33 protein-coding genes are annotated in these 26094 nt (G+C 65.4%); 14 read left to right on the forward strand and 19 right to left on the reverse strand.

Annotated elements, in window-relative coordinates:
- Window positions 1-15: 15 nt before the first annotated feature.
- Together IPU70_RS07720 and IPU70_RS07725 are read right to left on the reverse strand one after the other, a co-directional pair.
- Window positions 16-891: an N-formylglutamate amidohydrolase gene (locus IPU70_RS07720; RefSeq protein WP_207466239.1), complete on the reverse strand. Its 876-nt coding sequence runs from the start codon at window positions 889-891 to the stop codon at window positions 16-18.
- Between the two features lie 68 nt (window positions 892-959).
- Window positions 960-1949, reverse strand: a complete 990-nt coding sequence (locus tag IPU70_RS07725; RefSeq protein WP_013392584.1) for a tripartite tricarboxylate transporter substrate binding protein — start codon at window positions 1947-1949, stop codon at window positions 960-962.
- Window positions 1950-2141: 192 nt separating this feature from the next.
- Between IPU70_RS07725 and gcvA the strand changes: the two genes are divergently transcribed.
- The 3 genes from gcvA (at window position 2142) to IPU70_RS07740 (ending at window position 5119) form a co-directional block, all read left to right on the forward strand.
- Window positions 2142-3068 (forward strand): transcriptional regulator GcvA, encoded by a 927-nt coding sequence (gene gcvA / locus IPU70_RS07730; RefSeq protein WP_207466512.1) that lies wholly within the window; start codon window positions 2142-2144, stop codon window positions 3066-3068.
- 7 nt (window positions 3069-3075) lie between these two features.
- Complete coding sequence (gene mnmA, locus IPU70_RS07735) at window positions 3076-4194, forward strand: tRNA 2-thiouridine(34) synthase MnmA (protein ID WP_207466241.1); 1119 nt, start codon at window positions 3076-3078, stop codon at window positions 4192-4194.
- 106 nt (window positions 4195-4300) lie between these two features.
- Window positions 4301-5119 carry a sulfite exporter TauE/SafE family protein gene (locus IPU70_RS07740; RefSeq protein ID WP_207466243.1) on the forward strand — a complete coding sequence of 273 codons (819 nt, stop codon included), beginning with the start codon at window positions 4301-4303 and terminating at the stop codon, window positions 5117-5119.
- Between the two features lie 172 nt (window positions 5120-5291).
- Here IPU70_RS07740 and IPU70_RS07745 read toward each other — a convergent pair whose 3' ends face one another.
- Window positions 5292-5897, reverse strand: coding sequence for a glutathione S-transferase (locus IPU70_RS07745; protein ID WP_013392588.1), 606 nt, complete (start codon window positions 5895-5897; stop codon window positions 5292-5294).
- Between the two features lie 160 nt (window positions 5898-6057).
- On the opposite strand from IPU70_RS07745, the gene purB reads away from it, so the two are divergent.
- Together purB and IPU70_RS07755 are read left to right on the forward strand one after the other, a co-directional pair.
- Entirely contained in the window at window positions 6058-7434 is a 1377-nt protein-coding gene (gene purB, locus IPU70_RS07750) for an adenylosuccinate lyase (protein ID WP_207466245.1), read from the forward strand.
- A 56-nt stretch (window positions 7435-7490) separates the two neighbouring features.
- Complete coding sequence (locus IPU70_RS07755; protein WP_013392590.1) at window positions 7491-7949, forward strand: cytochrome c; 459 nt, start codon at window positions 7491-7493, stop codon at window positions 7947-7949.
- Between the two features lie 135 nt (window positions 7950-8084).
- Here IPU70_RS07755 and cml read toward each other — a convergent pair whose 3' ends face one another.
- The 4 genes from cml to IPU70_RS07775 form a co-directional block, all read right to left on the reverse strand.
- The gene (gene cml, locus IPU70_RS07760; protein ID WP_207466247.1) at window positions 8085-9272 is read right to left on the reverse strand and encodes a CmlA/FloR family chloramphenicol efflux MFS transporter; all 1188 of its coding nucleotides are present in this window, start codon (window positions 9270-9272) and stop codon (window positions 8085-8087) included.
- Between the two features lie 132 nt (window positions 9273-9404).
- Entirely contained in the window at window positions 9405-10097 is a 693-nt protein-coding gene (locus IPU70_RS07765) for a cytochrome b/b6 domain-containing protein (protein ID WP_013392592.1), read from the reverse strand.
- Window positions 10098-10181: 84 nt separating this feature from the next.
- Window positions 10182-10463, reverse strand: a complete 282-nt coding sequence (locus IPU70_RS07770; protein ID WP_013392593.1) for a hypothetical protein — start codon at window positions 10461-10463, stop codon at window positions 10182-10184.
- A gap of 635 nt (window positions 10464-11098) precedes the next feature.
- Entirely contained in the window at window positions 11099-11458 is a 360-nt protein-coding gene (locus tag IPU70_RS07775; RefSeq protein WP_207466249.1) for a hypothetical protein, read from the reverse strand.
- Window positions 11459-11582: 124 nt separating this feature from the next.
- On the opposite strand from IPU70_RS07775, the gene IPU70_RS07780 reads away from it, so the two are divergent.
- The 5 genes from IPU70_RS07780 to IPU70_RS07800 all read left to right on the forward strand — a co-directional run bounded on the left by IPU70_RS07780 (window position 11583) and on the right by IPU70_RS07800 (window position 15296).
- Window positions 11583-12065 carry a GNAT family N-acetyltransferase gene (locus tag IPU70_RS07780; protein ID WP_242702369.1) on the forward strand — a complete coding sequence of 161 codons (483 nt, stop codon included), beginning with the start codon at window positions 11583-11585 and terminating at the stop codon, window positions 12063-12065.
- 152 nt (window positions 12066-12217) lie between these two features.
- Window positions 12218-12931 (forward strand): DUF3053 family protein, encoded by a 714-nt coding sequence (locus IPU70_RS07785; protein ID WP_207466250.1) that lies wholly within the window; start codon window positions 12218-12220, stop codon window positions 12929-12931.
- Between the two features lie 54 nt (window positions 12932-12985).
- A complete protein-coding gene (locus IPU70_RS07790) occupies window positions 12986-14077 on the forward strand; it encodes an AI-2E family transporter (protein WP_207466251.1) in 1092 nt (363 codons plus the stop codon).
- Window positions 14078-14193: 116 nt separating this feature from the next.
- Window positions 14194-14415, forward strand: a complete 222-nt coding sequence (locus IPU70_RS07795; RefSeq protein ID WP_207466252.1) for a hypothetical protein — start codon at window positions 14194-14196, stop codon at window positions 14413-14415.
- Between the two features lie 257 nt (window positions 14416-14672).
- On the forward strand, window positions 14673-15296 hold the full coding sequence (locus IPU70_RS07800; RefSeq protein ID WP_371818882.1) for a GGDEF domain-containing protein: 624 nt from the start codon (window positions 14673-14675) through the stop codon (window positions 15294-15296).
- Between the two features lie 27 nt (window positions 15297-15323).
- Here the strand turns inward: IPU70_RS07800 and IPU70_RS07805 are convergent, their stop codons facing one another.
- Window positions 15324-15593 carry a 6-phosphofructokinase gene (locus tag IPU70_RS07805; RefSeq protein WP_207466253.1) on the reverse strand — a complete coding sequence of 90 codons (270 nt, stop codon included), beginning with the start codon at window positions 15591-15593 and terminating at the stop codon, window positions 15324-15326.
- A gap of 150 nt (window positions 15594-15743) precedes the next feature.
- Between IPU70_RS07805 and yddG the strand changes: the two genes are divergently transcribed.
- A complete protein-coding gene (yddG, locus tag IPU70_RS07810) occupies window positions 15744-16652 on the forward strand; it encodes an aromatic amino acid DMT transporter YddG (protein WP_305827141.1) in 909 nt (302 codons plus the stop codon).
- 31 nt (window positions 16653-16683) lie between these two features.
- Here the strand turns inward: yddG and IPU70_RS07815 are convergent, their stop codons facing one another.
- A complete protein-coding gene (locus IPU70_RS07815; RefSeq protein WP_013392602.1) occupies window positions 16684-16875 on the reverse strand; it encodes a hypothetical protein in 192 nt (63 codons plus the stop codon).
- Window positions 16876-17137: 262 nt separating this feature from the next.
- Between IPU70_RS07815 and IPU70_RS07820 the strand changes: the two genes are divergently transcribed.
- From IPU70_RS07820 to IPU70_RS07830, 3 genes are all read left to right on the forward strand, one after another.
- Window positions 17138-17386 (forward strand): hypothetical protein, encoded by a 249-nt coding sequence (locus IPU70_RS07820; RefSeq protein ID WP_207466254.1) that lies wholly within the window; start codon window positions 17138-17140, stop codon window positions 17384-17386.
- A 128-nt stretch (window positions 17387-17514) separates the two neighbouring features.
- The gene (locus tag IPU70_RS07825; RefSeq protein WP_207466255.1) at window positions 17515-17706 is read left to right on the forward strand and encodes a hypothetical protein; all 192 of its coding nucleotides are present in this window, start codon (window positions 17515-17517) and stop codon (window positions 17704-17706) included.
- Window positions 17707-17893: 187 nt separating this feature from the next.
- Window positions 17894-18802: a hypothetical protein gene (locus tag IPU70_RS07830; RefSeq protein ID WP_207466256.1), complete on the forward strand. Its 909-nt coding sequence runs from the start codon at window positions 17894-17896 to the stop codon at window positions 18800-18802.
- A 152-nt stretch (window positions 18803-18954) separates the two neighbouring features.
- Here the strand turns inward: IPU70_RS07830 and IPU70_RS07835 are convergent, their stop codons facing one another.
- From IPU70_RS07835 to IPU70_RS07880, 10 genes are all read right to left on the reverse strand, one after another.
- The gene (locus IPU70_RS07835; protein ID WP_207466258.1) at window positions 18955-19245 is read right to left on the reverse strand and encodes an addiction module antidote protein; all 291 of its coding nucleotides are present in this window, start codon (window positions 19243-19245) and stop codon (window positions 18955-18957) included.
- A gap of 77 nt (window positions 19246-19322) precedes the next feature.
- A complete protein-coding gene (locus IPU70_RS07840; protein WP_207466259.1) occupies window positions 19323-19616 on the reverse strand; it encodes a type II toxin-antitoxin system RelE/ParE family toxin in 294 nt (97 codons plus the stop codon).
- Between the two features lie 399 nt (window positions 19617-20015).
- The gene (locus IPU70_RS07845; protein WP_207466261.1) at window positions 20016-21098 is read right to left on the reverse strand and encodes a tyrosine-type recombinase/integrase; all 1083 of its coding nucleotides are present in this window, start codon (window positions 21096-21098) and stop codon (window positions 20016-20018) included.
- A complete protein-coding gene (locus IPU70_RS07850) occupies window positions 21073-21360 on the reverse strand; it encodes a DUF4224 domain-containing protein (RefSeq protein WP_207466263.1) in 288 nt (95 codons plus the stop codon). The genes IPU70_RS07845 and IPU70_RS07850 overlap by 26 nt, the downstream gene beginning before the upstream one ends.
- Entirely contained in the window at window positions 21357-22031 is a 675-nt protein-coding gene (locus tag IPU70_RS07855; RefSeq protein WP_207466265.1) for a hypothetical protein, read from the reverse strand. The genes IPU70_RS07850 and IPU70_RS07855 overlap by 4 nt, the downstream gene beginning before the upstream one ends.
- Complete coding sequence (locus IPU70_RS07860; protein ID WP_207466267.1) at window positions 22024-22965, reverse strand: hypothetical protein; 942 nt, start codon at window positions 22963-22965, stop codon at window positions 22024-22026. The genes IPU70_RS07855 and IPU70_RS07860 overlap by 8 nt, the downstream gene beginning before the upstream one ends.
- The gene (locus IPU70_RS07865) at window positions 22962-23321 is read right to left on the reverse strand and encodes a hypothetical protein (protein WP_207466269.1); all 360 of its coding nucleotides are present in this window, start codon (window positions 23319-23321) and stop codon (window positions 22962-22964) included. The genes IPU70_RS07860 and IPU70_RS07865 overlap by 4 nt, the downstream gene beginning before the upstream one ends.
- On the reverse strand, window positions 23318-23683 hold the full coding sequence (locus IPU70_RS07870) for a hypothetical protein (protein WP_207466271.1): 366 nt from the start codon (window positions 23681-23683) through the stop codon (window positions 23318-23320). The genes IPU70_RS07865 and IPU70_RS07870 overlap by 4 nt, the downstream gene beginning before the upstream one ends.
- On the reverse strand, window positions 23680-24291 hold the full coding sequence (locus tag IPU70_RS07875; protein ID WP_207466274.1) for a 3'-5' exonuclease: 612 nt from the start codon (window positions 24289-24291) through the stop codon (window positions 23680-23682). Before IPU70_RS07875 ends, IPU70_RS07870 begins: the two co-directional genes overlap by 4 nt.
- A 14-nt stretch (window positions 24292-24305) precedes the next feature.
- Window positions 24306-26093 carry an AAA family ATPase gene (locus IPU70_RS07880; RefSeq protein ID WP_207466276.1) on the reverse strand — a complete coding sequence of 596 codons (1788 nt, stop codon included), beginning with the start codon at window positions 26091-26093 and terminating at the stop codon, window positions 24306-24308.
- Window position 26094 lies beyond the last annotated feature (1 nt).

A 26094-nucleotide genomic window follows, 5' to 3' on the forward strand; every position in this document is an offset into this window, starting at 1 on the left:
CGCAAACGTCCGGCGTCAAGCCGTTTGCGCGCGAGTCCAGGAGATCAGCGCGGCGGTGAGGTCGCGCAGATCGGCCTTCAGGCGGCCGTAGTTTTCAGAAGGACGCAGCGAGACTTCGTCCATGTAGAGCTTGCGGTTGATCTCGATCTGCAGGCTGTGGCGGCCTTCTTCGGGGCGGCCGAAGGCGCGCACCAGTTCCACGCCCTTGTAGGGGTCGTTGACGGTGACGTTGTAGCCGCGTTCGCGTAGCCAGGCGGCGATGAATTCGCGGAAGGCCGGGTCGCTGGTGCTGCCGTCGCGGTCGCCCAGCACGAAGTCGGGGTGCACCAGGCCGGGGCGGTCAGTGGCATAGGCGCCGGCGACGCTGGGCATGGAGTGACAGTTGATGTGCCAGACCTTGCCGAACTTCTGGTGGGCGGCGTCCAGCACCTGGCCCAGCGCGGCGTGGTAGGGCTTCCAGCAGGCGTCGATGCGGTGGCGCACTTCCGCCACCGTCAGCTTGCGGTTGTAGAGCGGCGTGCCGTCGTCCAGCATGCGCCAGATCAGGCCCTTGCCGAGCTTGACCTTGGGCGAGGCATTGACGGCGTCGGGCCAGGCCTCGTCCAGCAGCAATTCGTCGATTTCGTCGGGCGAGCGGTTGGCGTCGATGTAGGCGCGCGGAAACGCGGCGGCAATCATCGGTACGCCCATGTCCAAGGCGTCGCCCCACAGGTCGTCAACCCAGGTGTCCTCGGCGGTGCGCAAGGCGCCAAAGTCCACCGCAGCCGCGAAATCGGGGGGGTAGGCGGTGCCGCTGTGCGGGGAGTCCAGCACGAGGGGAGCCGAGGCGTCCGAATCAGGATATTGCTGCGGGAGGTCGAGCCGGTAAGACAGGGGTTGGGTAATTCGCATAGGGGGGTATTGCGTTCGTGAATCGGAGATCCTCGCCGCCGCGAGGGGCGGCGAGGATCGAAGACCGCTTAGTCGATCTTCACGTTGGCTTCTTTGGCGATGCGCTTGTTCTTGGCGATTTCAGCCGAGATCTGCGCCGCGAATTCGGCCGGGGTGTTGGCGGCCGGCGCGGCGCCCAGGGCTTCCAGGCGGGTCTTGACGTCGGCTTCGGCGCTGACCTTCTGCACGGCGGCGTTCAGCTTGTCCAGCACGGGCTGGGGCAGCTTGGCGGGAGCCACCAGGCCGAACCAGGACGCGTCGTTCACGGCCGGCAGGCCAGCTTCAGCGAACGTGGGCACGTCGGGCAGGGCGGCCACGCGCTTGGGCGAGGCGACGGCCATGGCGATCAGGCGGCCGGACTGTACGTGCGGCAGCGAGGAAGGCAGGTTGTCATACATGACGTCGACCTGGCCGGCCAGCGCGTCGTTCAGCGCCGGGCCCACGCCGCGGTACGGCACGTGCATCAGGTTGGTGCCCGAAGCCATCTTGAACAGTTCGCCCATCATGTGCGAGACCGAACCGTTGCCAGCCGACGCATAGGTCAGCTTGCCCGGCTCGCTCTTGGCCAGCTTGATGAAGTCGGCGATGTTCTTGGCCTGGACCTTCGGATTGATGGTCATGATGTTGGGCACGGCCGCCAGGTTCGAGATGGGCGTGAAGTCCTTCTCGCCGTCGAACGGCAGGTTCGGGTAGATGGCCGGGTTGATGCCGTGGGTGCTGACGGTGGCGATGCCCAGCGTGTAGCCGTCAGGCGCGCTGCTGGCGACGAAGGCGCTGCCGATCGAGCCGCCGGCGCCGCCGCGGTTTTCCACCACCACGGTCTGGCCCAGTTCCTTGCCCAGCTTGTCGGCGAACAGGCGGCCGACGATGTCGGTGGTGCCTCCGGGCGGGAACGGAACGATCAGGCGGATGGGCTTGGTCGGATACGCGTCTTCAGCGTGCGCGATGCCCGAGGTCAGCGGCGTGGCCAGGGTCGCGGCGGCGACGCACAGGCCCAGTACTACATTACGGCGTTGCATGGATTCCCCTAATGAATTGGAAAGCGGATGCGCAAAGGCAGACGCAAACGCAACGATTCTTTCCTGGCGGTCGGGTTTGCGCAAACGAAAGTTTCTCCGTAAGCTATGAGTTTTTTTCATGCCTCTTTTCGCGGCGGCCCGGAACACGGCTGTTTTGACTGCGCGGCCTGAAACAATTTGCGTACCCCATCCATGCGGCGTTTCTGTCCTTCTCTCACGGATCTCCAGGCGTTCGAAGTCGCCGCGAGACATAGCAGCTTCACGCGCGCGGCTCAGGAATTGTGTGTCACCCAGGGCGCGGTCAGTAAGCAGGTGAAACATTTGGAGGAGTTCGTCGGCATCGAACTATTCCTGCGGATCAGGCAAGGCTTGGTCCTGACCGAGGCCGGACGCAGCTATCTGACCAAGATCCAGGCCGGCCTGGGGCAGATCGAAGCTGCCACCGTGGAGCTGATCGCGCACCAGGGGCAGGGCGGCACGCTGAACCTGACCTGTATGCCGACTTTCGGCGCGCGCTGGCTGATCCCGCGCCTGACCGCCTTCATGCGCTTGCGGCCGGACATCCACGTCGAGTTCCTGCCCCACCGGCAGGGCTATGACTTTTCCACGCCAGAACTGGACGCTGCCGTGCGCTTCGGCGAGGGCATCTGGCCGGGCAGCGGGGCGGATTACATCGTCGGCCGCGAAATCCTGCCGGTCTGCAGTCCGCGCCTGATTCCGGGCGGCTGCGCCACGCCGGCCGACCTGCTGGCCTACCCGCTGCTGCACCATACCTCGGCGCTGGACGGCTGGCGCGACTGGTTCGAGCAGGCCGGCTGCGATACCCGGCGCAGTCTGGAAGGCGCGCGCTTCGACCAGTACGCGCTGTTGTCGCAGGCGGCCGCGGCCGGCTTCGGCGTGGCGCTGATTCCACGCTGCCTGATCGAGGACGAGCTGCGCGACGGCAAACTGGCCGTTGCCATCCAGCTGCCAATCCGCGCGCGCATGGGGTATTACCTGTGCTATCCGGAGCAGAAAGCCAATCTTCCCACCCTGCAGGCTTTCCGCACCTGGCTGATGGAAGTGTCGCGCGCGGCGGAGCCGCAGCCGCGGGAAGATGCGCTGTCCGATCTAAAATAGATCCATCATGAATCAAAAATCTACCAAGAAAGGCCGCGTTGTCGTCGGCATGTCCGGCGGGGTCGATTCTTCGGTCACCGCCTGGCTGCTCAAGCAGCAAGGCTATGAGGTCGTCGGCCTGTTCATGAAGAACTGGGAAGACGACGACGATTCCGAATACTGTTCCACCCGCCAGGACCTGCTGGACGCCGCCAGCGTCGCGGACCTGGTCGGCGTGGAGTTCGAGTTCGTCAATTTCGCCGCCGAATACAAGGACCGCGTGTTCGCGGAGTTCCTGCGCGAGTACTCGGCGGGCCGCACGCCCAATCCGGACGTGCTGTGCAATGCCGAGATCAAGTTCAAGGCCTTCCTCGATCACGCCATGGCGCTGGGCGCCGAGCACATCGCCACGGGCCATTACGCACGGGTGCGCGAAGTGCCGGCCGAGGGCGGCGGCACGCAGTTCCAGCTGCTCAAGGCGCTGGACGCATCCAAAGACCAGAGCTACTTCCTGCATCGCCTGAACCAGGCGCAGCTCTCGCGCACCATGTTCCCGCTGGGCGAGATCCACAAGACCGAAGTGCGGCGCATCGCGCACGAGATCGGCTTGCACAACGCCGCCAAGAAGGATTCCACCGGCATCTGCTTCATCGGCGAGCGGCCGTTCCGGGAATTCCTGAACCGCTATCTGCCGACCGAGCCGGGTCCGATCATGACGCCGGAAGGGCAGAAGGTCGGACGCCACGAAGGGCTGTCGTTCTACACGCTGGGCCAGCGCAAGGGCCTGGGCGTGGGCGGGGTGAAGGGACGCCAGCGCGAGGACGGCACGGCCGAAGCCTGGTACGTGGCGCGCAAGGACCTGGAGCGCAATGTGCTTTACGTGGTGCAGGGGCACGACCACCCATGGCTGCTGTCGGGCGAACTGCGCGCGCAGGACGCCAGCTGGGTCGCGGGCCACGCGCCGGCCGCCGGCACGTATGGCGCCAAGACGCGTTACCGGCAGGCCGATGCTGCCTGCCGCCTGGACGGCGCTGCCGACGGCACCTTCAACCTGAGCTTCAGCGAGCCGCAGTGGGCGGTGACCCCCGGACAGTCCGCCGTGCTTTACGATGGCGAGGTTTGCCTGGGCGGCGGCATCATCCTGTAGGCGCTGCGCCGGCATCCGCCGCGCGGCGTGCGCGGACTTCGATCAAAGCCCCTCGGGCGCGGCCCCTGGGGCTTTGTTCATTACCAAGAAGAAAGAGGAGAGAGTTGTGGATGTAACGATGGTGATTTGCCTGCTGGTGCTGGGCGGCGTGGTGGGTTTCGCCGCGGGCCTGCTGGGCATAGGCGGGGGCATGCTGCTGGTGCCATTCCTGACGATGCTGTTCGCGTGGAAGGGGATGCCCGCCGACCTGGTGGTGCATGCCGCCATCGCCACGTCGATGACCTCGATCCTGTTCACCTCCATTTCCAGCGTGCGGGCGCACCAGCAGCGCGGCACGATCAAATGGAACATCGTCTGGGCGATGGCGCCGGGCATCATCATCGGCGGCCTGCTGTCCGGCGGCGCGGTGTTCGCCGCGCTCAGCACGCTGTGGCTGTCGCTGTTCTTCGCGCTGTTTGTCGGCTATTCCGGCTGGAGCATGCTGCAGAACAAGAAGCCCAAGCCTAGCCGGCAGATGCCGGGCGTGGTGGGCACCAGCGCGGCGGGGGCGGGCATCGGCTTTCTGTCCGGCCTGGTGGGCGCGGGCGGCGGCTTCCTGTCGGTGCCGTTCATGGTCTGGTGCAACGTAGCCTTGCACAACGCGGTCTCGACCTCGGCCGCGCTGGGCTTTCCCATCGCGCTGGCCAATAGCGTCGGCTACGTGGTGTCAGGACTGAATTCGGGCGAAGCGCGTCCCGGCATGCTGGGCTATATCTACTGGCCGGCCTTGATTGCGCTGGTGTGCACCAGCGTGCTGACGGCGCCGCTGGGCGCGCGTATGGCGCACCGCCTGCCGGTGCAGACCTTGAAGCGCGTATTTGCCTGCCTGCTGTTCGCGCTGGCCGCGTACATGCTGTTCAAGGCCTGGCAGACGTTTACCGCTTGAGCCGGGTACGGCTGCGCCGATGGATAGGCGCAGCCGTCGCGCAAGCGTAGACGGAACAGAAACGTAGGCGGAGCAGAGGCGCCGCCTACGAGAAGCGGGGCCGCACGGATCCGGCTCCGCCGGTCCGTAGCGGCGCCCCCTGGGGGGAGGCGCGCAGCGCCTCGGGGGGGGCTTATCCTGGAACGGTATCGACGAACGATTGGCGTTGCGACAGCTTGTCGTACAGGCGGGCCAGGTTCTGGTGGTTGGTACGCCAGTCGAGCGCGGCGAAGCGCAGGTCCAGGTAGCCCAGCGCGCAGCCGACAGCGATGTCGGCCAGGCTGTAGTTGATGCCCATACAGTGGGCGTTGTCGCCCAGGCTCTTGTTCATGGCGTCGAGGCTGGCGTGGATCTTGGAGTACTGGCGTTCGATCCATTCGGGGCTGCGCTGAGCCTCGGGACGCTGGTTTTCCTTGACGATGGTCACGCAGGCGTCCAGAAGGCCATCGGCGATGGCTTCCCAGCACTTGACGGCCGCGCGGTCGCGCCCCGGCTGAGGAATCAGGCGGGCGACCGGGGACAGGGTGTCGACGTATTCGACGATGACGCGCGAATCGAAGAGGGCGCCGCCATCTTCCATGACCAGGCAAGGTACCTTGCCCAGCGGGTTGTACGTTTGGATCTGCGTGTCGGCGGACCAGACGTTTTCGAGTTCAAGCCGGTAGTCCAGCTTTTTCTCGGCCATGACGATACGCACTTTGCGCACGTAAGGACTGGTAAGCGAGCCGATCAGTTTCATGGAGTCACAAGCGGAGTCGGAAAGCGGCCGAAGTATAGCAGGCCGCATGACGGCAGACGGCCAAGAGGCCGGAATCTTCGTCAGTTTGCCACAATGTTGCATGCTTCCGGATGATAAAATCGCCCGATTCGCTCATTCCCCGCTTTTTCTTTCCCATACCATGCAAATCGCCGATCAGCTCAGCCAACTCAACGCCCTTTCGCCATTGGATGGCCGGTACGCTTCCCGGGGCGACGCGCTGCGCGGCCTGCTCTCCGAAGCCGGCTTCATGGCGCATCGCGTCGAAGTCGAGGTGGCCTGGCTGATCGCGCTGTCGGATGCCGGCCTGCCGGAACTGCCCGCCTTCTCCGATGCTGCCCGCGCCCGCCTGCAACAATTGGTGCGCGACTTCTCGGAAGCAGATGCCGCCCGCATCAAGGACATCGAACGCGTCACCAACCATGACGTCAAGGCCGTCGAGTACTGGCTGAAGGAAAAAGTGGCCGATGACGCCGAGCTGGCCCGCGCCGCCGAGTTCATCCACTTCGCCTGCACCTCCGAGGACATCAACAACACCTCGCACGCGCTGATGCTGACGCGCGCCCGCAACGAGGTCGTGGTGCCGCGCCTGCGCGAACTGGCCGCCAAGCTGAACGATATGGCCGTGGCCCAGGCCGACCAGCCCATGTTGTCGCGCACGCACGGCCAGCCGGCCAGCCCGACGACCCTGGGCAAGGAATTCGCCAACGTGGCCGCGCGCCTGAACCGCGCCATCGCCGCCGTCGAGGCCGTCGAACCGCTGGCCAAGCTGAACGGCGCCACCGGCAACTACAACGCCCATCTCTCGGCCTACCCCGAGATCGATTGGCCCGCCTTCAGCCAGCGCGTGCTGGCCGGCCTGGGCCTGACCCAGAACCGCCACACCATCCAGATCGAACCCCACGACTGGATGTCGGCGTTGTTCGATGCCATCACGCGTGCCAACATCATCGTGCTGGACCTGGACCGCGACATCTGGGGCTACGTGGCGCTGGGCTATTTCAAGCAGCGTCTGAAGGAAGGCGAGGTCGGCTCGTCCACCATGCCGCACAAGGTCAACCCGATCGACTTCGAAAACTCCGAGGGCAATCTGGGCCTGGCCAACGCCGTGCTGCGCCACCTTGCCGACAAGCTGCCGATCTCCCGCTGGCAGCGCGACCTGACCGACTCCACCGTGCTGCGCAACCTGGGCGTGGGCCTGGGCTACTGCCTGGTGGCCTGGGACGCCTGCATGCGCGGGCTGGGCAAGCTGGAAGTCAACACGGCGGCCATCGACGCCGACATCGACGCTTGCTGGGAAGTCCTGGCTGAACCGGTGCAGACCGTCATGCGCCGCTATGGCTTGCCGCAGCCGTACGAACAGCTCAAGGCTTTGACGCGCGGCAAGGGCATCACCGAGGAAGGTCTGCGAGAATTCATCCAGGGCCTGGCCCTGCCCGAAGAGCCCAAGGCGCGCCTGCTGGCGATGACCCCGCGCTCCTATATCGGGCTGGCGGCCGACTTGGCCCGGGCGGTATAGTCGCCTTGCCGCGCGCCTGGGGCGCGCGGCCTCTGTTGACCTTACGGGAGATTGCAATGAAGAAGTTGTCCACGCTCGCCGCGTTGGCCTGTATGACGGTGGGGCCGCTGCTGGCGACGAGCGCGTCCGCGCAGTTCGCCAAGCCCGAGGACGCGGTCAAGTACCGCCAGTCGGCGCTGACGCTGATGGCTTCCCACTTCGGCCGCATGGCGCCGGTGGTCAAGGGCCAGCAACCCTATGACGCCGCGCAGATCAAGGCCAATGTGGAAGTGCTGAAGACCTTGTCGGCCTTGCCGTGGACGGCTTTCGGCGCGGGCACCGAGGGCGGCGATGCGCGTCCTGAAGTCTGGAGCGACGCCGCGGGCTTCAAGCAGAAGCAGCAGGCCTTCCAGGACAACATCGTCAAGCTGTCGGCCGCCGCCGATGCCGGCGACCTGGACAAGCTGCGCGCCGCGTTCGGCGATGTCGGCGCAAGCTGCAAGGCCTGCCACGACTCGTACCGCAAGAAGAAATAAAGCGCCGGCCGTCCGCGGGCGGCATGTGGGCAAAGAGGCGCCAGCGGAATCGTTGGCGTTTTTTTTCGTCATTGCGCGGCATGGAGGCGGCCCGGTCCGCGAGCAATGATGCTGCCTGCGGACTTGGGGGGGGCTTCAATCGCGCTTGACGGTGCAGGACAGGCAGAGCACCGCCGCAGCCAGGCTCAGGCCGTAGGCGATGATGGGCCAACTGGTCTCGCTCGGAAAGAACGTGATGGCGAGGGTTCCAAGACCGCCCAGTATCAACCCGCCCAGGCAGAAATAGACTGCGGTGACCGTTCCCGCCATATGGTCGAAACCCTGAAGCGCACCGTTCGGCGCCACCGAGACGGCCGCGGCGATGCCGGCGCCGACCAGCCACATCGGGGCGATGAGGCCCAGCGCGGAAGAGGGCAGCCACAGTTCGGTGAGCGCGAGGGCAAGGGCTCCTGCGATCAGGCAGCCCATTCCCATCCTCAGCGTTTTCAGGCTCCCCCAGCGGGCAATCAGCCGGCCCATGAGTCTCGCCGTCACCATCATCGCGATGGCCACCGTCGCAAACAGCAAGCTGAAGCCCAGTTGTGACAGCCCCTGTCGGCCCATCATCAGCCAAGGCGCGGTCGAGAAAAAGACAAAGAAGCTGCCCATCCCCGCGCTGTAGCCCAGCGTGTAGAGCCAGAAGCTCCGCCGCCTGAGGGGCTGCAGGAGCTGCGACCACTGTGCATCTGCGTCTCCTCGCCGTCTGGTCTCGGGCCATAGCAGCCAGGCTGCGATGAACGCCCCCGCCATTGCCATTCCCAGCACGCCGAAGATGGCGCGCCATCCCAGCCAGGCGCTGACCAGTGCGCCTAGTAACGGGCCTGCCGCTGGCACCATCGCCAACATGGACCCGAGCAAGCCATAGATGACGTGGCATTCCTCGCGGCCCGAGTAGACATCGCGCACGGTTGCGAAGGTGGCGACGAGGCATGCCGCAGCCCCGCAGCCTTGGAGGATGCGCAAGCTCAGGAACAGGGCTGGGGACGAGACGGCGGCGAGGCTGAACGAGGCGGCGATGTAGGCCAGGGCGCCGCCGAGCAAGACCGGGCGGCGGCCCAGCCGGTCCGACAGCGGGCCGAAGACAAGCTGGCCGGCTCCGAGCAGAACCAGGTAAGCCGTCAGTGTCCATTGGACCGTCGCGGCGCCGGTGCCGAGCGCATCGGCCATGAGGGGCACGACGGGCAGGTACATGTCCATGCCCAGCGATGCCAGCAGATCGAACGGTGATAGCAGGAAGAGCGTGGCGGCGAGAGAGAGCCGCCAGGAAGAGTCATTTGAGCGCACGAAACCATCTCCTTCAGGAAGGATCAGGCGGCGCTCTCCTTGAGCGGATGGAGTCTCGAGAACGCCGCAACAACCGAAAAAAGCGAGTTGTTGCGGCTTACTTGTCTGCTTGCTTGGCGGTGCTCATGTGCGTCAGGAAAAAGACATATCGGCGGCCACTTCCAGCGACCGGATCCACAGCACCAGGCCCGTGACGCATGCGCCCAGCACCAGGGCGCGCAGCCAGACGGCAAAGCCGTCCTGCGTGGGCGGGGTGCCGGCGGGCACGTCCTTGGCGTCGACCTTGCCCGTGATGATGGCGCGCACCAGGCGCTTGCGGCGCACCAGCGCGTACCAGAGCACCGCGGCCAGGTGCAGGGCGACCAGCGCCAGGATGACCCACTCGTTGAGCTTGTGCCAGGAGGTCATGGCGCCGGACACGGTTTCGCTGACGAGTCCGAACAGCGGACCCTGCGTCATGATGTCGTCGGTGGTGAACAGGCCACTGACCGCCTGGAAGCCGATCACCAGCAGCAGCGCCAGCACCGACAGCGCACCCAGCGGGTTGTGGCCGGCGGGCGCGGCGGCGCCCTTGAGGTATCGGGCCACGGCAGCCGGGCCGCGCACGAACTGCGAGAAGCGGGCGTAGCGGGGGCCGAAGAATCCCCACAACAGGCGGAACAGGATCAGGCCCAGCGCCGCGCAGCCGAAGCGCACGTGCCAATCCATGTACAGGCCGCCCAGCTTGACGCTGACGAACGCGCCGACGATACAGGCGACCAGCGCCCAGTGGAATAGACGGGTGGGAAGGTCCCAGATATGGACCGCGAGACGATTGTTCTGCATGGAGGGATCGCCAGGGCTGTGTTGCCGGGGACTTTATCACGCACAAATTGCCCCGTTGCGTGTGCAACGGGGCGGGGCACTGCTTCAGTGGGTGTTGCGGCGCACCGGCACGATGCGATGCACGTGCTCATGGCGGAAGCGGATGCGTTGGCCAGGAGCCTCTTGCGCAGGCGCTCCGCAGGGCACGACTTCGGTCGTGTAGGTCGTGGTGCCGTTGATCGGCGCGTTGTAGATGACCGTGGCGCGGATTTCCGGGCCATTCGCGGGCTTCAGGTAAACGATGTCGCCGATATGGATCGGCATGTTGTCCAGCGTGCTGTGGGCCGGGCGTCGGATCAGGTCCGAGGTAGTGAAACGAGTATTCATGGTGTTTGTTCTCTTGGTTTCTAGTTATGTGAAAAGCCGCGTCAGGCCACGTGACGCGCGGCATTCTTGCCGCATGCCGCTGCCAGCCGTATCGAATCGGGCGGGCGTGTGGTGACACTAACGCATATCTGCCGCCGTCCCTTTGCGCATTCTCATGTTTTTGCGCGCACGGGCTGACGGTGCGATGCTGTCCATCAGTCCGGGACGGCATCATTTCGGGCTGTGCGATGCGCGAGGCATGCAGGGGGCCGAGGATTCAAGCAGGGCGTGCAGGCCCTGGCGATTGCGGCGCGGTTGTCGGTACTTGTCGCTTGCGCGTGTTGCAGGCGCCGCAGATTGTCTTGTTGCTTCTTGCCAAGCCGGACTGGCGGTTTGGTGAAGGCGTTTCCCCCCAAGGCCATGATCCGGATTTGCGTTCTTCGCAAACGGACGGGATGCTCGGTCTTGGGTGTTTTTGAGGGTCTGCTTGGTGTTTGGAGTAGGGGCTGATGCTCAGCCCTCAGGACCTGCGCCGTTTTATTTTCGAATGGAAATTGGCGCAAACCGCAGAACTCAACCGTCGATATTACGGGTTCTCGAGACTTCTTGCAAGCGTTTTGTGGTAGGGGAGCTGAATTTCTCCCCTCATCCGTCCCTTAATGCGCAGTTGGACGGGCTTGGCGCTGGGCTTCGATGATGAGCCCTTCCAGACGCGCGGACATGCGCAAGGCGACCTGCGCGCTGGTCTGGCCGTCAGGCTGGTTCTCGGTTTCCAGCGCAAGTTCGATGCGCTCGTTGTCGAAAGCCTCGGGGGCGGCCTGGATTTCCACGTAGCGGGCCAGCAAGGCGTCGACCGCCTTTTGCGCGTCGGCCAGCGCTTCATCAGACAACTGGCCCGGACTCAGGTACTGGTTGACCACCCGCGCCAGGTCGTTCATGAAGAACAGCAGGGCGGCCGCGCCGCGGCAATCGGGATGGGCAAAGCCCCAGGAATCGGAGGTGGCGGTTTGAGTCATGGTTTGGGGCTAGCCTGTATTGCGAGGGCCGTCGCGGCCGAAGACGCCATTTTATGGGATCGGGCGCCGGGGCCGCTTGAGGCATACTGCCATGCCTATGATCAGACTCGCTCGACCTTCAGACATGGCCCGCTTGGCCGATATCGAACGTTCCGCCGCGCGGCGGTTCCTGGGCACGCACATGGCTTGGGCCGCCGGCGACGATACGGCGCCGCAGGCCGATCTGTCGCAGGCGCTGGCGGCCGGTCTGTTGTGGATTGCGGAGTCCGAGGGCCAGCCCGCGGGTTTTGCGTTGACCCGGCCCATGGATGGCGATCTCTACCTGGCCGAGATGGCGGTCGCCTTGCCATGGCAGGGGCGCGGCCTGGGGCGGGCGCTGCTTTGCGCCGTATGCGCCCACGCCCGTACCGCGGGCTGCTACCGTTCCGTGGTGCTGACCACCGACCGCGAATTGTCCTGGAACCGGCCGTTTTACCTGCGGCAAGGCTTTGCCGAGGTGCCGGCGGAGGAGCTCTCGCCGGGGCTGTGGGCGCGATTGCGGCACGAGGCAGCCATGGGCTTTGACCCGGCGCTGCGATGCGCGATGACGTATCCCCTGGCGCCATGATGCGGGCGACAGACCCTGTGTCAACACGCTTCGATAGCAACAAAATCCGCCCGCCGGCGGCGGCAGGAAGCGCCTTCGGGATAATCTGCCGGAGAGCGGCCGCCCTGTTGGAGGGCGGCGGTTTCGCGAACCCGCATGCAAGGAGGATGGGCATGGCACTGCTGCGAGCTTGCCTGCTGGGCCTGACGATGGCGTCGATGCTGTTTCTGTCGGCCTGCGTCAACAAGGAGCCCCAGGAGCGGGTTGCGTTCATCCAGCTGTTGCAAAGCCGGATGAGCAGCGCGTCGCTGCTGCCCATAGGCATGTTGAGCGAGCCGGAAAAGGAGGCCGTCGGCGGCTATGCCGAGGCCTACGAAGTGATCACCGGTTTCCAGGAGGCCATGGCGCAAGCGGCCGAGTCCATGCGCGGCGTGGTGGAAGTCGAGACCATCCGCTCGGTGGCGGAGATCGTGGAACGGCGGGCCCGCTTCGAGGCAGCGCGCAAAACGTTGGCCGAGCAGGCTGCCGAGGTTCAGCAGGCCCAAGCCAAGGCCGACAAGGCGCGCGCGGCGCTGGCCTTGCCGGCGGATCTCGCTCCGGTCTATGACGGCGTCTATGACGAAGCCGTGACGGCGCCCGCGGGAGAACTGCTGGATGCCGCGGCCGCCATGGATGCGGTGGCGCGCGATGCGCTGGGCGTGGCGGATTTCGTCGCCGCCCATGCGCAGGACATCCTGCTGGCGGACGGGCAGGCGCGCGTCGCGACGCTCACGCTGCAGCAGGAGCTGAACCTGCGCCTGCAGGGCTTGAACGCGCAGTCGGACGTCCTGGAGCACGCGCGCGCCGTGTTGCTGCAGGTTGCCGGGCGGCAGTCAGACGCCCGCTGAGCGGCGCTTTGTACAATGCGGGTCTCGCGGCGTCAGCCGAGCCTGGGACGGAATATGAGCCAATCTTCCAGCGTGCACTACAGAACCTTTCTGCTCCTGCTGGTGGTGGTCACCATCGCATTCGGCTGGTTGTTGTGGCCTTTTTACGGCGCCGTTTTCTGGGGCGCGGTTCTTGCCATCATCTTTGCGCCGCTGCAGCGCCGGCTGGTGCCGCGCATCGGCGGACGGCGCAACCTGGCTGCGCTGATCACTTTGCTGCTGGTGTTGCTGCTGGTGATCCTGCCGCTCATCGTCATCAGCGGATCGCTGGTGCGCGAAGGGGCGAATCTCTATCAGAGCGTCAAGTCCGGGCAGATCAACTTCGGTGCCTATTTCCAGCAGGCCATGGAGGCTCTGCCGCCGTCCGTGCATGACCTGCTGGCGCGCTTCGACCTGACCGACATACCGAGCCTGCAGGAGAAGCTCAGCGCGGGCGCCATGCAGGCCAGCCAGTTCCTGGCGACCCAGGCCTTGAACATCGGACAGGACACGTTCCAGTTCGTGATCAGCTTCGGCATCATGCTGTACCTGTTGTTCTTCCTGTTACGCGACGGCCCGCTGCTGTCGGCGCGGCTCAAGCGCGCCATGCCGCTGAGCGACACGCACAAGCAGCACCTGCTGCGCAAGTTCACCACCGTGGTGCGAGCCACCGTCAAGGGCAACGTCGCGGTGGCCGCGGCGCAGGGCGCGCTGGGCGGCATCATCTTCTCGATCTTGTCGATCCAGGGCGCGCTGCTGTGGGGCGTGATCATGGGCTTTCTGTCCTTGCTGCCCGCGATCGGCGCCGGGTTGATCTGGGCGCCAGTCGCGATCTACTTCCTCCTGACCGGCGCCACGATCAAGGGCGTCGTGCTGATACTCTTCGGTGTGCTGGTCATCGGCATGGTGGACAACGTGCTGCGCCCGATCCTGGTCGGCAAGGACACCAAGATGCCTGACTATGTGGTGCTGATCTCCACGCTGGGCGGCATGGCCTTGTTCGGCCTGAACGGTTTCGTGATCGGCCCGCTGATCGCCGCGCTGTTCATGGCCAGCTGGGACCTGTTTGCGCCGCCGGTGGACGGAGTGGCGGACAGCGCAGAGGATCCGCCGCGCGTCGAAAAATAAGCGCTGAAGGGCGCCCGATGGCCCGCTCGTACCCGGCGGGTGTATGGTGTAGCAGCGCCGGTATCCATTGGGCCGGCCTTTCGTATCAACCTCGACTATTCGGGAGCGCGTTGGATATGGAATGGAAACTGCATCGATCGGGCTGGATCGAAGAACGCAACTTCGACATCGAATTCGCCGAGACCCCAGAGGGCTATCACGCCCGGGTGCGGGTCTTCGGATTTCCAGTACTCGAAGACACCAAGCACGTATTCCCCAATGAGGCGCTGGCCGAGAAGGGGGCGCTGACGCTGCTCAAGGCCCAGTTCACCGGCACCCCGGACCTGGAAGACCGGTAGCCGACAGGCGCCGCGCGTCCGCAATAAATTGGGGACGCGCTGTTTTCACCACATCGGTATCGACGCGGCGAGGGGATTCCCATGGCGCGGATTGTGCGATTGCGAACTTCTGCAATAATTTCTGGCGTTCGTTCGTCCTCGGGTCGTGGGCCGGGCGGAACGTATCGGGAGGCGCATGGGTCCAGAGGTGTGGTTTCGTTCGGCAGGCCGACGCTTGCGGACTTCGCAGGGCGAGGTTCCCGTGGCTGACTTCGGCCGTGCAGAGCCTGGTCGCACCCGCGCTGGCGCTGGGCAAGGGACACGCGGTGACGGTGCCGGGCACGCGCGTCAAGGAGGTTGCGGAAGTGGGCGGCGCGCTGGTGCAGGCCTCGCGCATGCTGGCGCATGCCCAGCATCTGGCGCACTACGATCCGCTGACAGGCCTGTGCAACCGTGTGCTGTTCAATGAACTGGTGCTGCGCGAGCTGGCGGTGGCGCAGCGCAGCGGCGAGTCCTTCGCCATCCTGGCGATCGACCTGGACGGATTCAAGGCGGTCAACGACCTGCACGGCCATGCGACCGGCGACGCGGTGCTCCAGGAGGCGGCGGAACGCATGGCCGACGCGATCCGCGTGTCGGACGTGGCGGCGCGGCTTGGGGGTGACGAATTCGCGGTGCTGTTGCTGGGCGCCAGCCGGGACGACGCGCGGCGTGTCGCGCAGGCGTTGGTGGAAAGCCTGTCGCTGCCGTATCCCGAGGTCAGTGTCTCAGTATCCGCCAGCGTCGGAATCGCGGTGTATCCGCAGTCAGGCGTTGCCGTGCGCGAGCTGCTGGAACGCGCTGACATGGCGCTCTACAAGGCCAAGGGGCAGGGCAAGCGCAGGGTGGAGGCGGATCAGTGATCTGGGCCGCCTGCCGCCCATGCGCCGTCATGCGTCGTGGGGCGGCGGCGCCAGGGCGGTAAGTACTTCGCCCGATTTCAGCCGATACCGATTCCGATCCAGCGGCACCACGAGCTCCCCCTCCGTGGTGCGGAGTATGTAGCGCGCCGCGTCAGGCCGGGCCGCGTCAGGCCGGGCCACGTCAGGCCGGGCCACGTGGCCTGGCTCTTCCGTCCTCAGGAATACTTCAATCCGGTAGAGCCGGCCCGATTCCGTGCTGGCAAGCACGTCGCTCAATCTGCGTGTGGAGATGGTCATGCGGCGCTTGCTCCTTGTTCTGCATTGTTCTGGCGGGCATTCGGGGGTGGGGCGCCGACTCTGCCGCAGGCCGAAGGCTGGCCGCGAATCGAGCAGGTTTTCGCTAAACTGCCCGGCTTGGCGCCCCAAAGCGGGCAATCGGAATCGGTAATGCAACTCTCCCTGAGCCGGAACACGGCGACTTCCCTAGGTTTGCTGGCGGTGCTGCTGTGGGGCACCGTCGTCGGCCTGATCCGTGGTGTCAGCGAAAGCTTCGGTCCGGTGGGCGGCGCCGCGCTGATCTATACGACGGGTTCCGCGTTCCTGGTGCTGTTGCTGGGCTTTCCGAAGCTGCGGACCTTTCCACGCTCCTATCTCGTCGTTGGCAGCCTGCTGTTCGTCGCCTACGAGATCTGCCTGTCGCTCTCCTTGGGCTACGCCGCCAACCGCGGACAGGCGATCGAATTGGGCATGGTCAACTATCTCTGGCCCTGCTTCACCGTGATACTCGCCATGCTCATCAACGGCCAGCGGGCCAGCGCGTGGGTGGTGCCGGGCATACTGTTGTCGCTGTGCGGCATCGTCTGGGTTCTGGGCGGATCCGGCGGCTTGTCCTGGGACCGCACCATCGCCAATGTTTCCAGCAATCCTCTCAGCTATGGCCTGGCCTTCAGCGGCGCCATCATCTGGGCTGTCTATTGCAACGTGACCACGAGGTTCGCTGACGGCAGGAATGGCGTCGCCTTGTTTTTCATGCTGACCGCGGCCGCCCTGTGGATCAAGTTCCTGCTGGGCGCCGAACCTGCCTTGACCTACACCTGGCCCGCCACGCTGGAACTGCTGGTGACCGGCGGCGCCATGGCGGCAGGCTATGCGCTATGGAACGTGGGAATACTCAAGGGCAACCTGACCTTGCTGGCCACGGCGTCCTACTTCACGCCGGTGTTTTCGACATTCTTCGCTGCCGTCTGGCTGTCGACCCGCCTGACCGCGTCATTCTGGCAGGGCGTGGCCATGGTGACCGCCGGGTCGCTTTTGTGCTGGGCAGCGACCCGCGGCAAAACCGCCCGGGGCGCATAGCCCCGGGCGTGTATGCCGTAATGAAAAGGAGTTATTCGATCAGCACGGTCTGCGCGACCGCGTATCCGAGCGGAATCAACAAGAGCGAAGCAAATAAGGAACTGACAATCGCCGCCGAGATCTTCAGCCAGGGTTCGGACCCTGCGCTTTGAACCGTTTGAATCACCAACGCGACGATACCCACAACCATCAAACAGCTCATAACCACTGCTACATAAGTCATGTTGTCTCCGTCCTCGCCTGATTAAAGGGATGCGGCTGCCGCTGGGGCGGTCTAGATGTTTGTATTGATTGTGCGCCTGTATTCGGGCATTCGGCCCTAGGGTTTTCCTGACGCGCTGCGCGGTTTGTGGCGATTTTGCCGCGGGGTGTGCAGCATGAAATCATGTGCGGGCGCAGCATTTTCGCCAGGGTTCGCGCCGGCGCGTTTGCGTCGGCGCGTTTGCGCTACGATGTCGGCGTCGAACCACGTTAAAGGCCGCCATATGCCGCAACTGCGCCCAGGCACGCGCGCCACGTTGCAAGTCAGGCAACTGATGCCGGGAGAATTCGCCTGGATCATTACCTTGTTCGATCCCGAAACCGGCAATGTGCGCAGCACCAATTATTCGCGCAGGCGCTACGGCAGCCAGGATGAGGCTTCGGCGGCGGGCAAGGCTGCCGTCGTCGAATTTCTGGGTAGCGGCGGCCAGAAAGCCACCGAAACGGCCAGGGACGGCAAGAGCAAGTCCTGATGCCCTCACCGTTGTGCGCGCCATGATGCCCTCGCAAGAGGGCTTTTTCATGTCCGTGGGCGCCAGGCGGGTATGCGGCTTGCTGGGGGGATGGAGTGGCGCGCCTGGCGCCGCTCGAGGAGAGCACCATGTCTCAGTCCATGCATCGCGAACCCGGCGGGGGCGACGAGCCCGTACCCGACGATCCTGCCTTTCCCAACAATCCGCCGCCTGACGACCCGCCGCTGGATCCGAATCAGCCTCGCAACGATCCCGACGTCATCGATCCCGTGCAGCCGCCGCCGAATCCTCGCGCGCCGGGCACGATCGATCTGGCCTGAGCGCCGCGCGCAAGGCGCGGGACATCATCCAAGGAGGTTTTATGCGTTCCATCTTGTTGTGGCTGCTTGGCGTGCCCATTCCCATCATCATCCTGTTGGCGCTGTTCTGGCATTGACCGCGAGATTTTCCTGCAGCTGTGGCGCATGTCGGCGCAGCCGCAATGAACCGTGAACAAGGAACATATCCATGGAAAACGCATCTTCATTGAGTCAGCCGTACGCAGGTGGCGTGCCGCCGCGAGAATCCGCCATCTCGGCCGTGTCGTGGGCCGCCGTGGTTGCGGGCGCGGTCATCGCCGCGGCGCTTTCGCTGGCGCTGTTCGCCGGCGGCACGGGCCTGGGCTTTCTTTCTGTTTCGCCCTGGAGTGGCGAGGGCGTGTCGGCGCCCGCGATAGGCATCGGCCTCATCGTATGGATGCTGGCCACGCAGATCGTCGCCTATGGCATAGGCGGCTATGTCGCGGGGCGGCTGCGCACCAAATGGGTCGACGTGCATTCGGACGAGGTCTATTTCCGCGACACGGCGCACGGCTTTCTGGTGTGGGCACTGAGCGCGGTCGTCAGCGCCGTGCTGCTGGGCGCGTCCATCGCGACCCTGGCTTCCGGCGTGGCGAAGGCGGGCGCTTCCGTCGCTGCGGGAGCCGGCACGGCTGCGACGGCTGCGGCCGCTGCGGGCGGGGGCGACGGGATGGCGCAGGTTCGAGGCTACTTCTCGGATGCCTTGCTGCGTCCGGAACGGCCCGATGCCGGCGCCGATCGCAACGGGGCAAGAGATGAAGTGGCCCGCATCGTGGCGATGAGCGTGGCGCGCGGCTCCATGACAGGCGAAGACCGCGACTATGTCGTGAAGGTCGTGGCCGCCCAGACCGGCATGGAGCTGGCAGCGGCGCAGCGCCGCGTCGATCAGGCCGTGCAGAACGTGAAGCAGGCCGCCGACGACGCCAGGCAAAAGGCCAAGGAGGCCGCGGACCAGGCGCGCAAGGCCGCGGCGGCATTCGCGCTGTGGGGATTCGCCTCAATGCTGATAGGCGCTTTCGTGGCCAGCCTGGCGGCGACCTGGGGCGGCAGGCGGCGTGATGCGGTGCGGCTGCCCTGATGCAGGGAAGGCTTCGTCAGCATGCAGGAGCCGCAAAGCAAAAGGCCCTCGCAGGAGCGAGGGCCTTGCTTGATTCTGGCGGCGCACGCAGGATGCCGACAATAGGGCTTTTGATCTGCTTTCCTGCTGGTCCAGCTGATTGTGCGACCCGTTCAGGCTCGCGTTGCGTGCAGCCGCAGGCCCAGCGCCCTGGACACCTTCAGGATGGTGGAGAAACCGGGATCACGATCCCCTGAGAGCGCCTTGTAGAGGCTCTCGCGCGAGAGGCCCGCATCCTTGGCCACCTGCGTCATGCCCTTGGCGCGCGCGATGTCGCCCAATGCCTTGGCAATGAACGCGGCGTCACCTTGGCTTTCCTCAATGCAGGCGTCAAGATAGAGGGCCATTTCCTCTGGCGTACGCAGCCGCTCGGCGACATCGTACTCACGCGTGGTCAGTTTCATGGCGTATTGCTCCAATGGATTCGCGTAAGCCGTCGGGTCCGGCGGCAGCAGGAACCTACTGCCGAACGCCACCACATTTACAGCTGTTCTGCTAGCGCGTAGGCAAGATCTATATCCCGCTGTTGGTTGGATTTGCCACCCCCAACCAACAAGATAACGATGGTGCTGTCTTCGCGCTCCGTGTAGTAGACCCGGTAGCCGGGTCCGACGTCGATGCGCAATTCAGACACCCCTTTCCTCAGATTGCGGTGGTCACCAGGATTGCCGTGGGCCAGGCGCTGAATGCGCGCTTGAATTCGGGCTCGTCCGGACAAGTCCTTCAGTGACGATTCAAAATCGTCGTAGTTGACTGTGGTTCGAATCGCTTTCATGCGGAGTATCCATAGATCCTCACGCGAAGCTTCAGGCTGTATTTAGTGTAGCCAATGGGCTACGTTCTTTCAATCGATTTGGAAATGCCGGCGTGATTTGCGATGGTAGGTACATGCGTCGAGCTGCTGCAACCGTCAATCCTGCCAGTGCATGGGGCTTCGAGTGCACCGAGATATGTCGGTGCCAGAACGAAAAAGCCCGGAACCAAGGTGGTTCCGGGCTTTGAATTCCTGGTGGCGCATCCCTGATTCGAACAGGGGACCTGCGGATTATGATTCCGGTGTCCGAACGGGCTGGAAAGCCACGCCAGATATAGGAATGCGGGCGAATACTGTCCAATAATTCGGCGCCCAGACCGGGCCTGTAGGTCGCTTGTTTCCTGGCTTCACCGCTCTATTTTAGACAGCCGGAAGGGCCGTTTTGTTCGGGCTGACGGTGCCCCGCCAGCGGGCCTTCACATAGATTTCAGTGGTGCGCACGGACTCATGACCACATAGCACCTGGATATCGGTCAAGGGTACCTTGGCCAGCCACATGTCGGTTGCGCCCTTGCCTTTCAGGTCATAGAAGCCGAAGGGTTCGGCCAGCTTGCCCTCCTTGACCGCCCGGTACACGCGGCGGCGCAGCATGGCTGAGATTCCATCGTAGGTATAGGCCTCGCCCTTGCGCGTTCGCACCAGGTGCAGCCCCGGGCCGAGGATCGCCTCGCCCGGCGCCGCGCGGGCCAGGATCGCCTCGATTTCTGGCGTGACGCGGATGTCCACAACTTGGGCGGTTTTCGCCTGGCGATTGCGGATTACGCGCTGGACCGTTCCGTCCGCCTCGCGTTTGTTGACCAGATTGGCGGCCGTCCAGGTGATGATGTCCTCAGGTCGCTGCAGCGTCCTGTAGATGAGATCCATCAGGATCCGCTCAGGCTTGGAGGCCTTCGCGTAGATCAGGGCGTACTCGTCATGGTCCACGTACCGATCGCGCTTCTGCTCGGGATTCCGGGCGATGCCAAAGCAAGGGTTGGCCGAGGCACCAGTCTCTGGTCGTCGCATCATCCAGGTGAAGGCCGCTGACAGGCAGGCCTTTTCGCGGTTCGCCCGTACCGCGCGGTCTGCGCTTGCGCCTGCGTCCAGGTACTGCGCCACGTGGTAGCCCTGGACTTGATTGGGCAACATCTTGCCGAAGAACGCGGTCAGCGGTTTCACCGCGCCTGCGTAGTCGTCGTAGGTGCGTTGGGCGATCCCGCGTCGGACCTTCGGCAAGCCGATGCGCTTCTGGCAGTCTGCGATGAACATGCCCAGCCAGTAGGCCATGGTGCCGTACTCGCCGGCGGGATCGTTGTAAAGATTGCCGCGCCGCTTCGCCTCGACGATGTCGGTACCGATCCGCTCCCACTTGCCAGTGCCCGGGTGGACGTAGTAGAAGGCGCCGTGTTTGAGGTAGACACGCGGCGGCAGCCCCAGGTCACCCGATTTTCGCTTGCGTCCCATGCTTCCGTTGCTTGTTGAAAAGTTGTTGCAGCGCGGCGTGGTCCGGCTGAGGTCCAGAAGGCGGAGGGTGCGCGTCGTTCGCGGCTTCAGGTGGCGAGCCCGCCATGACACGATCAAACGCCGCCCGGCCGACGAGAGGACGCCCGCCGGGCTTGCGGCTGACGGGGACCCCCAGGCGTTGCAGGTATCGTATCTGGGCGTGCGGCTGCGTCAGCGGTTCGCAGATCTCGTCGATCTCGGCGTCAGAGAGGTAGGGCTTCATGATTGCCCTCCGCCCGCTACACGCCGGAACTCCACCACCCACACCCAGGGGTTGGCGGCCCAGGCCTCGGAGCCGTTGATCTGCTCCCACATCGCGCGGAACATGACGCGCGGCAGCGAGTCGCCGGCGGGCGTGGTCATGGTCACTTCCGCGGCGGACGGATTCAGTCCGACGCCCTCGGCGATCGCATCCACGTGGTTGATAGCCTGTAACCGCTCCACGCGCACGCGCGTGATCTCCAGCACCAGGCGGCAGGCCCAGCGCGGCATGTGAATGGGCGGTACTGTTGCGCCACGATTCCGGCGGTACTGGTGCAGGGCCAGCCACGCTTCGGCCGATGCGCTACTGTCCTCGATCGGGACGAAGGCGTCGTCGGCGAGGTAGCGGACGCCATCGAGGCCGCTGGCTTGTTCTTCCCCACGGACCGCTTCGCGCACCCAGAGGCGGTCGCCTGGCTGTCCGTAGGGGCAGCGGACGGCGCGTTCGTGCGGGGATTGCTTGTAGACCATGTAGGCGTGGCCGTCCTCGACGCGTGCGCACCACCAGCCGTCCGGATCGTTGTCAGAGCGGGAGAAGTACTCCAGTCCCTTTGTGCGGCGCGTCAGTGTCTTGTCGCTGGCCAGCACGGCCTGCACCATGGTGCCATTGAAGAGGATGGGGAGTTCACGCATCGCTCCCTCCCTTCTTCCGCGCGCCCGGTTGCGCGGGCAGGGCGGCGCGGGCGTCGGATTCAATGCAGTAGAGCTGAAGAAACTCGTCCACTACGGCGGCATCGCCGGCATACCAGCGCTGCCCTAGCTCCGTCAGGTGGACTGCCAGCTGTCTCACCATTTCCGCCATCGCTGGGGCATTCTCGCCCCGCTTTAGCGCGCTCCGTGCCTGTCCGAGCAAGCCGGTGTAGTCCACGGTCATGCCGACGTGTTCGGCCGCGAGCAGGCACCCGGGCACCGCCTCGCTGGCCTGGGGCGCAGCAGGGACGCTGCGCTTGCGCGGCTTACGTTCGTTGAGCTCCGCACGTGCGTACTGCTTGAATCCAGCGAGTTCCCATTCGTCGGGCTCGACATTGGCCGCGTAGTCGAGCATCTTCTTCAGGTCGCACGCTTGCACGACCTCGCGCCAGATGGTTGCCGCGTCGTGGCCCGTGATTACCTGGAGCGCAACGCAGACGCCACCACTGAATCCCAGGTCACTGCCGTGCTGGTGCCCAAGATCCCATCCCCTGCTAAAACCTCGGTCATGTTCGACCTTCAACTGCTGTGCCTCCCCGGCTACAGGGGCGCTTGCCACGGACGCCGCGTAGCCGGCCAACGCATGTGCCATGTCGGCAACCTTCTTCAGCGCGATCGCCTTGGCATCGTCAAGGTTCATCGCGGTGTCGAGATAGTCGCCATCCAGGTGAACGCAGTAGGAGTCGTGAGGCTTCCAGCTCTTCCATTCGATGCTGAACCGGCCCAAAGGCGATTCCGCCAGGACGTGGGTATAGCGGACCTGCTCATTCGGCTCGGCCGCTTCCGACCATTGCAGCGTGGCTACAGGGACGTGCTGTGCGACCTCTTCGGTGGCCTGCATTGCCACCTTGGCCCCGGAGGCGTTGAGGTTGGTCATTTCCGGTCTCCTTTACTCCGGGCATGCCCGGCAAGCGCGAGGACGTCGTCGGTCCAAGACGGATAGGCAGGCTCGCCGCCGGCACACATTTCCTGGCCATAGATCGCCCTGGTCTCCCGCGCCAGCTTGGTCAGGCGCGCGGCCGCGGCCTGCAGCTCGGGCGTAGGCTGGGGGCCGTCGGCCGCGGTACCGTGGGTAAGCACGCCGGCGTGGCGCAGTTCGCGATCCAGGCGATCGATGACGTGCAGGGCGACGCGCAAGTCTTCGCGCTGGACGCGGCAGGTTTCTGGCGCCTCGCCTTGGACGCGGGCGGCGGCAGCTTCGCGCAGGCGCGCGATGGTCGTGTGAAAGCTCATGCTGCGAGTTCCCTCCAGGTGACGACGTTGCTTGCGGCGGGGGTCAGGTGCGGCTGCACGTCGGCGGCGCGGGTCGCGATGGTGCGCATGGCCAGGTCGTAGCGCATGGGCCGACGAACTACCGGGCGATAGGGCGGGGGCGTCACGCCTGCGCGGCTGACGTCCAGGAAGCGCAGGAAGAAGGGCAGCAGCGCCGCAGGAGTGGGCTCCGGCGCAGCCCAGCCCATGCGTTCGGCGATCAGTTCGGCCAGCTGCGCATTGCTGGTTGTCGGCTTCACCCGTACGCCCAGCAGGCGCAGCTGCCCGGCGGTCATGCGCCGCGCTGCCTGCATTTCCGAGGAGTGGTGGCGGATGGCGGTCATGCGGCCTCCCGCTGGCGATCCAGGATCCCGAAGTAGACGTCCATGCAGCCGCGGACGTCCGCCATCGCGCTGTGAGCGTTCTCCAGGGGTTTGCCCGTGAAGAACTGGACAGCCTCGCCAAGGTTCGGGGTCTTGTAGTGCGTGCGGCGGGCGGCCAGCATTTTCGCCGTGGGCGGCAGCTGGATGATGTTGGTGGACAGGAGCGCGGTGCACTGGGCGGGCCCGGTCTTCCAGCGCTCGAGATCCTGTTCCGGCTCGCCGGCGCGATGCTGCGCGATCCGCACGATACGCGCATCGAAACTCTCATTGTGGGCGATGCGCTGGCGACCGCTCCACAGCTCAAGGAAGAGGGACAGCGCCAGCGATTCCGGGATACCGACGGAGCGAGCGTGTTCGGTCGTGATGCCGTGCACGGCTGCAACCTCGTCCGGGATCTCCCAGCCGTCGGGGCGCACGATCACATCCAGGCTGGCGACGATTTCGCGAGAGTCCAGGTCTACCAGGGCGCCGGCCAACTGCACAATGTGCGGCTGGTCGGGGTGTTCGGACGGCTCCTTGAACAGGGGCAGGCCGGTCGTTTCGGTGTCGTAGAAGAAACCCAGGTTCATGACGGTGTCCTTGTTCAAGCCGCGGCGCGCAGCTTGGGCTGCTCGGTGGTGCCGTTTTCAATCCAGAAGGAGGTGAAGGCGTCAGAGGGGGCGGGCGGCGCGGCTTTGAGCGTGCCCAACACCAGGATGGTGTCCATGCGGCCGTCGGCGGCCAGGGCATCGACCAGTCCCAGCGCATCGGCGCGCCCAGCCATGTCCAGGCAATCGAAGCGGTCCAAGATCAACATGCGCAGACCTGAAATCTCGGCCAGCGCCGCGCCGAACAGAGCGTCGACGCGCCAGCGTTCTGATTCGGACAGCAGGCGGTAGGGGCGGCCGCCCCAGGTGATGCCCATATCGGCGCCGACGGCCGGTGCGCGCCAGCCCGCCAGTTCGGCCAGGCCGGCCAACTTGTCGTTGACGGGCTGAAGGGCCTCGGCCAGAATTTCGCCCGGGATGCCGTCGGGCGACAGCGCGTCGCCGATGGCCAGCCAGGCCAGCACGTCGCCGTGGTAGCGCGTGGCGTTCGCCGTGCGCTCGGTGGCGCCGGTGGCGGCCTGCTTGGCGTTCATCAGGGCCTGCACACGCTCGTTGATCGTCTTGTGTTCGGCGCGCAGGGCCGTTACCTTGGCGCGGGCCGCCTCCACGTCCGCCGGCGCGATCGCCTCGGGCTGGTTGTTTCCGCCCAGCTGCTCGGCCGCCGCTTCAGCCGCGGCGATGTCACGGCGGTCGTTCTCGACGCTGCGCGCCATCAGGTCGCGGGCTTCGATGGCCTTGGGCAGGGTAGCAGAGGCCTCGGCGTCGCCGGCGTCGTCGTCCAGGCTGCCGTACTGCTCCTCATATGCCTTGAAGGCCTTGAGGATCCGCCCATCCAGTTCTGCGGGCAAATTGAGGCCCGTGTCTTCGAAGTTGTAGGCGTCATCTAGGCAGCGGGCCAGGTCGTGCACCAGCCCCACGCGCGGCCCGATTCCGGCCTTCGCCTCCAGCGTGGCGACGCGCTCGGCCAGCTTGCCGTGCTCGGCCTGGTCGAACTCGAGCTTCTGGCGCAGTGCCGGCAGCTTAGCTGCCTGGGCCTGCCGGGCCGAATGCAGGTGCTGCCAGTCCGCATAGTGGGTGGCCTTCTGCTGTAAGGCGCCCAGGGCGGTGGTGGCCTGCTCGATTTTGGCCTCGACCGCGGCCAGTGCCGCGCGCTCGCCCACCAGCGCGGCCTGGTCGAACGGCGGGACTTCCGCGGCCCAACTTTCGGCCTTCTGGCTTCCCCACTGCTCGCCGGTTGTTGCTTTCCATGAGCCCTTGGCTTCGGTGCCCTGTTGCTTGGCATAGTCCGCGCCGGCAGCGAAGCCGCCGCGCAGGATGGGCTTGATGGACGGCACGAGGAGCGGGCTGCAGCCACGCGCCAGCAGACGGCGCTCGATCTCGTCGGCCTTCACGTTCGTTCCCGTCAGCGCGAACAGCAGGGTGCGGCGCTCGTCTGGCTTGGCCGCGGCGAAGCGCTCGGGCGCCAGCACAAAGGGCAGCGCGGGTGACTGCGGGACCAGGGCTTCGCCCGACTGCGTTCCCTTCGGCAAGCTGACGCCGACCGTGCCTTCGTCCAGGTCCAGCGCGACGGCACCGACCTTCGCGCCGTCCGTGACCAGGGCGCCGAATTCCTTCTTCAGCCCGATGCGCTCGGGTGTACCCAGGAATGCCAGGCGCACGGCCTCGGCGATGCTGGACTTGCCGGCGCCGTTCGCGCCGGCGATCAGCGCCGCAGGCGTCCGCAGATCCAGGTCAACGGCGCACGCGCCTTGGAAATTCTCGATGGTGAGGCGATTGATTCGCATG

This window comes from Achromobacter sp. SD115 (assembly GCF_017355315.1).
In the GTDB taxonomy this organism is placed as follows: Bacteria; Pseudomonadota; Gammaproteobacteria; order Burkholderiales; family Burkholderiaceae_B; genus Achromobacter; species Achromobacter xylosoxidans_B.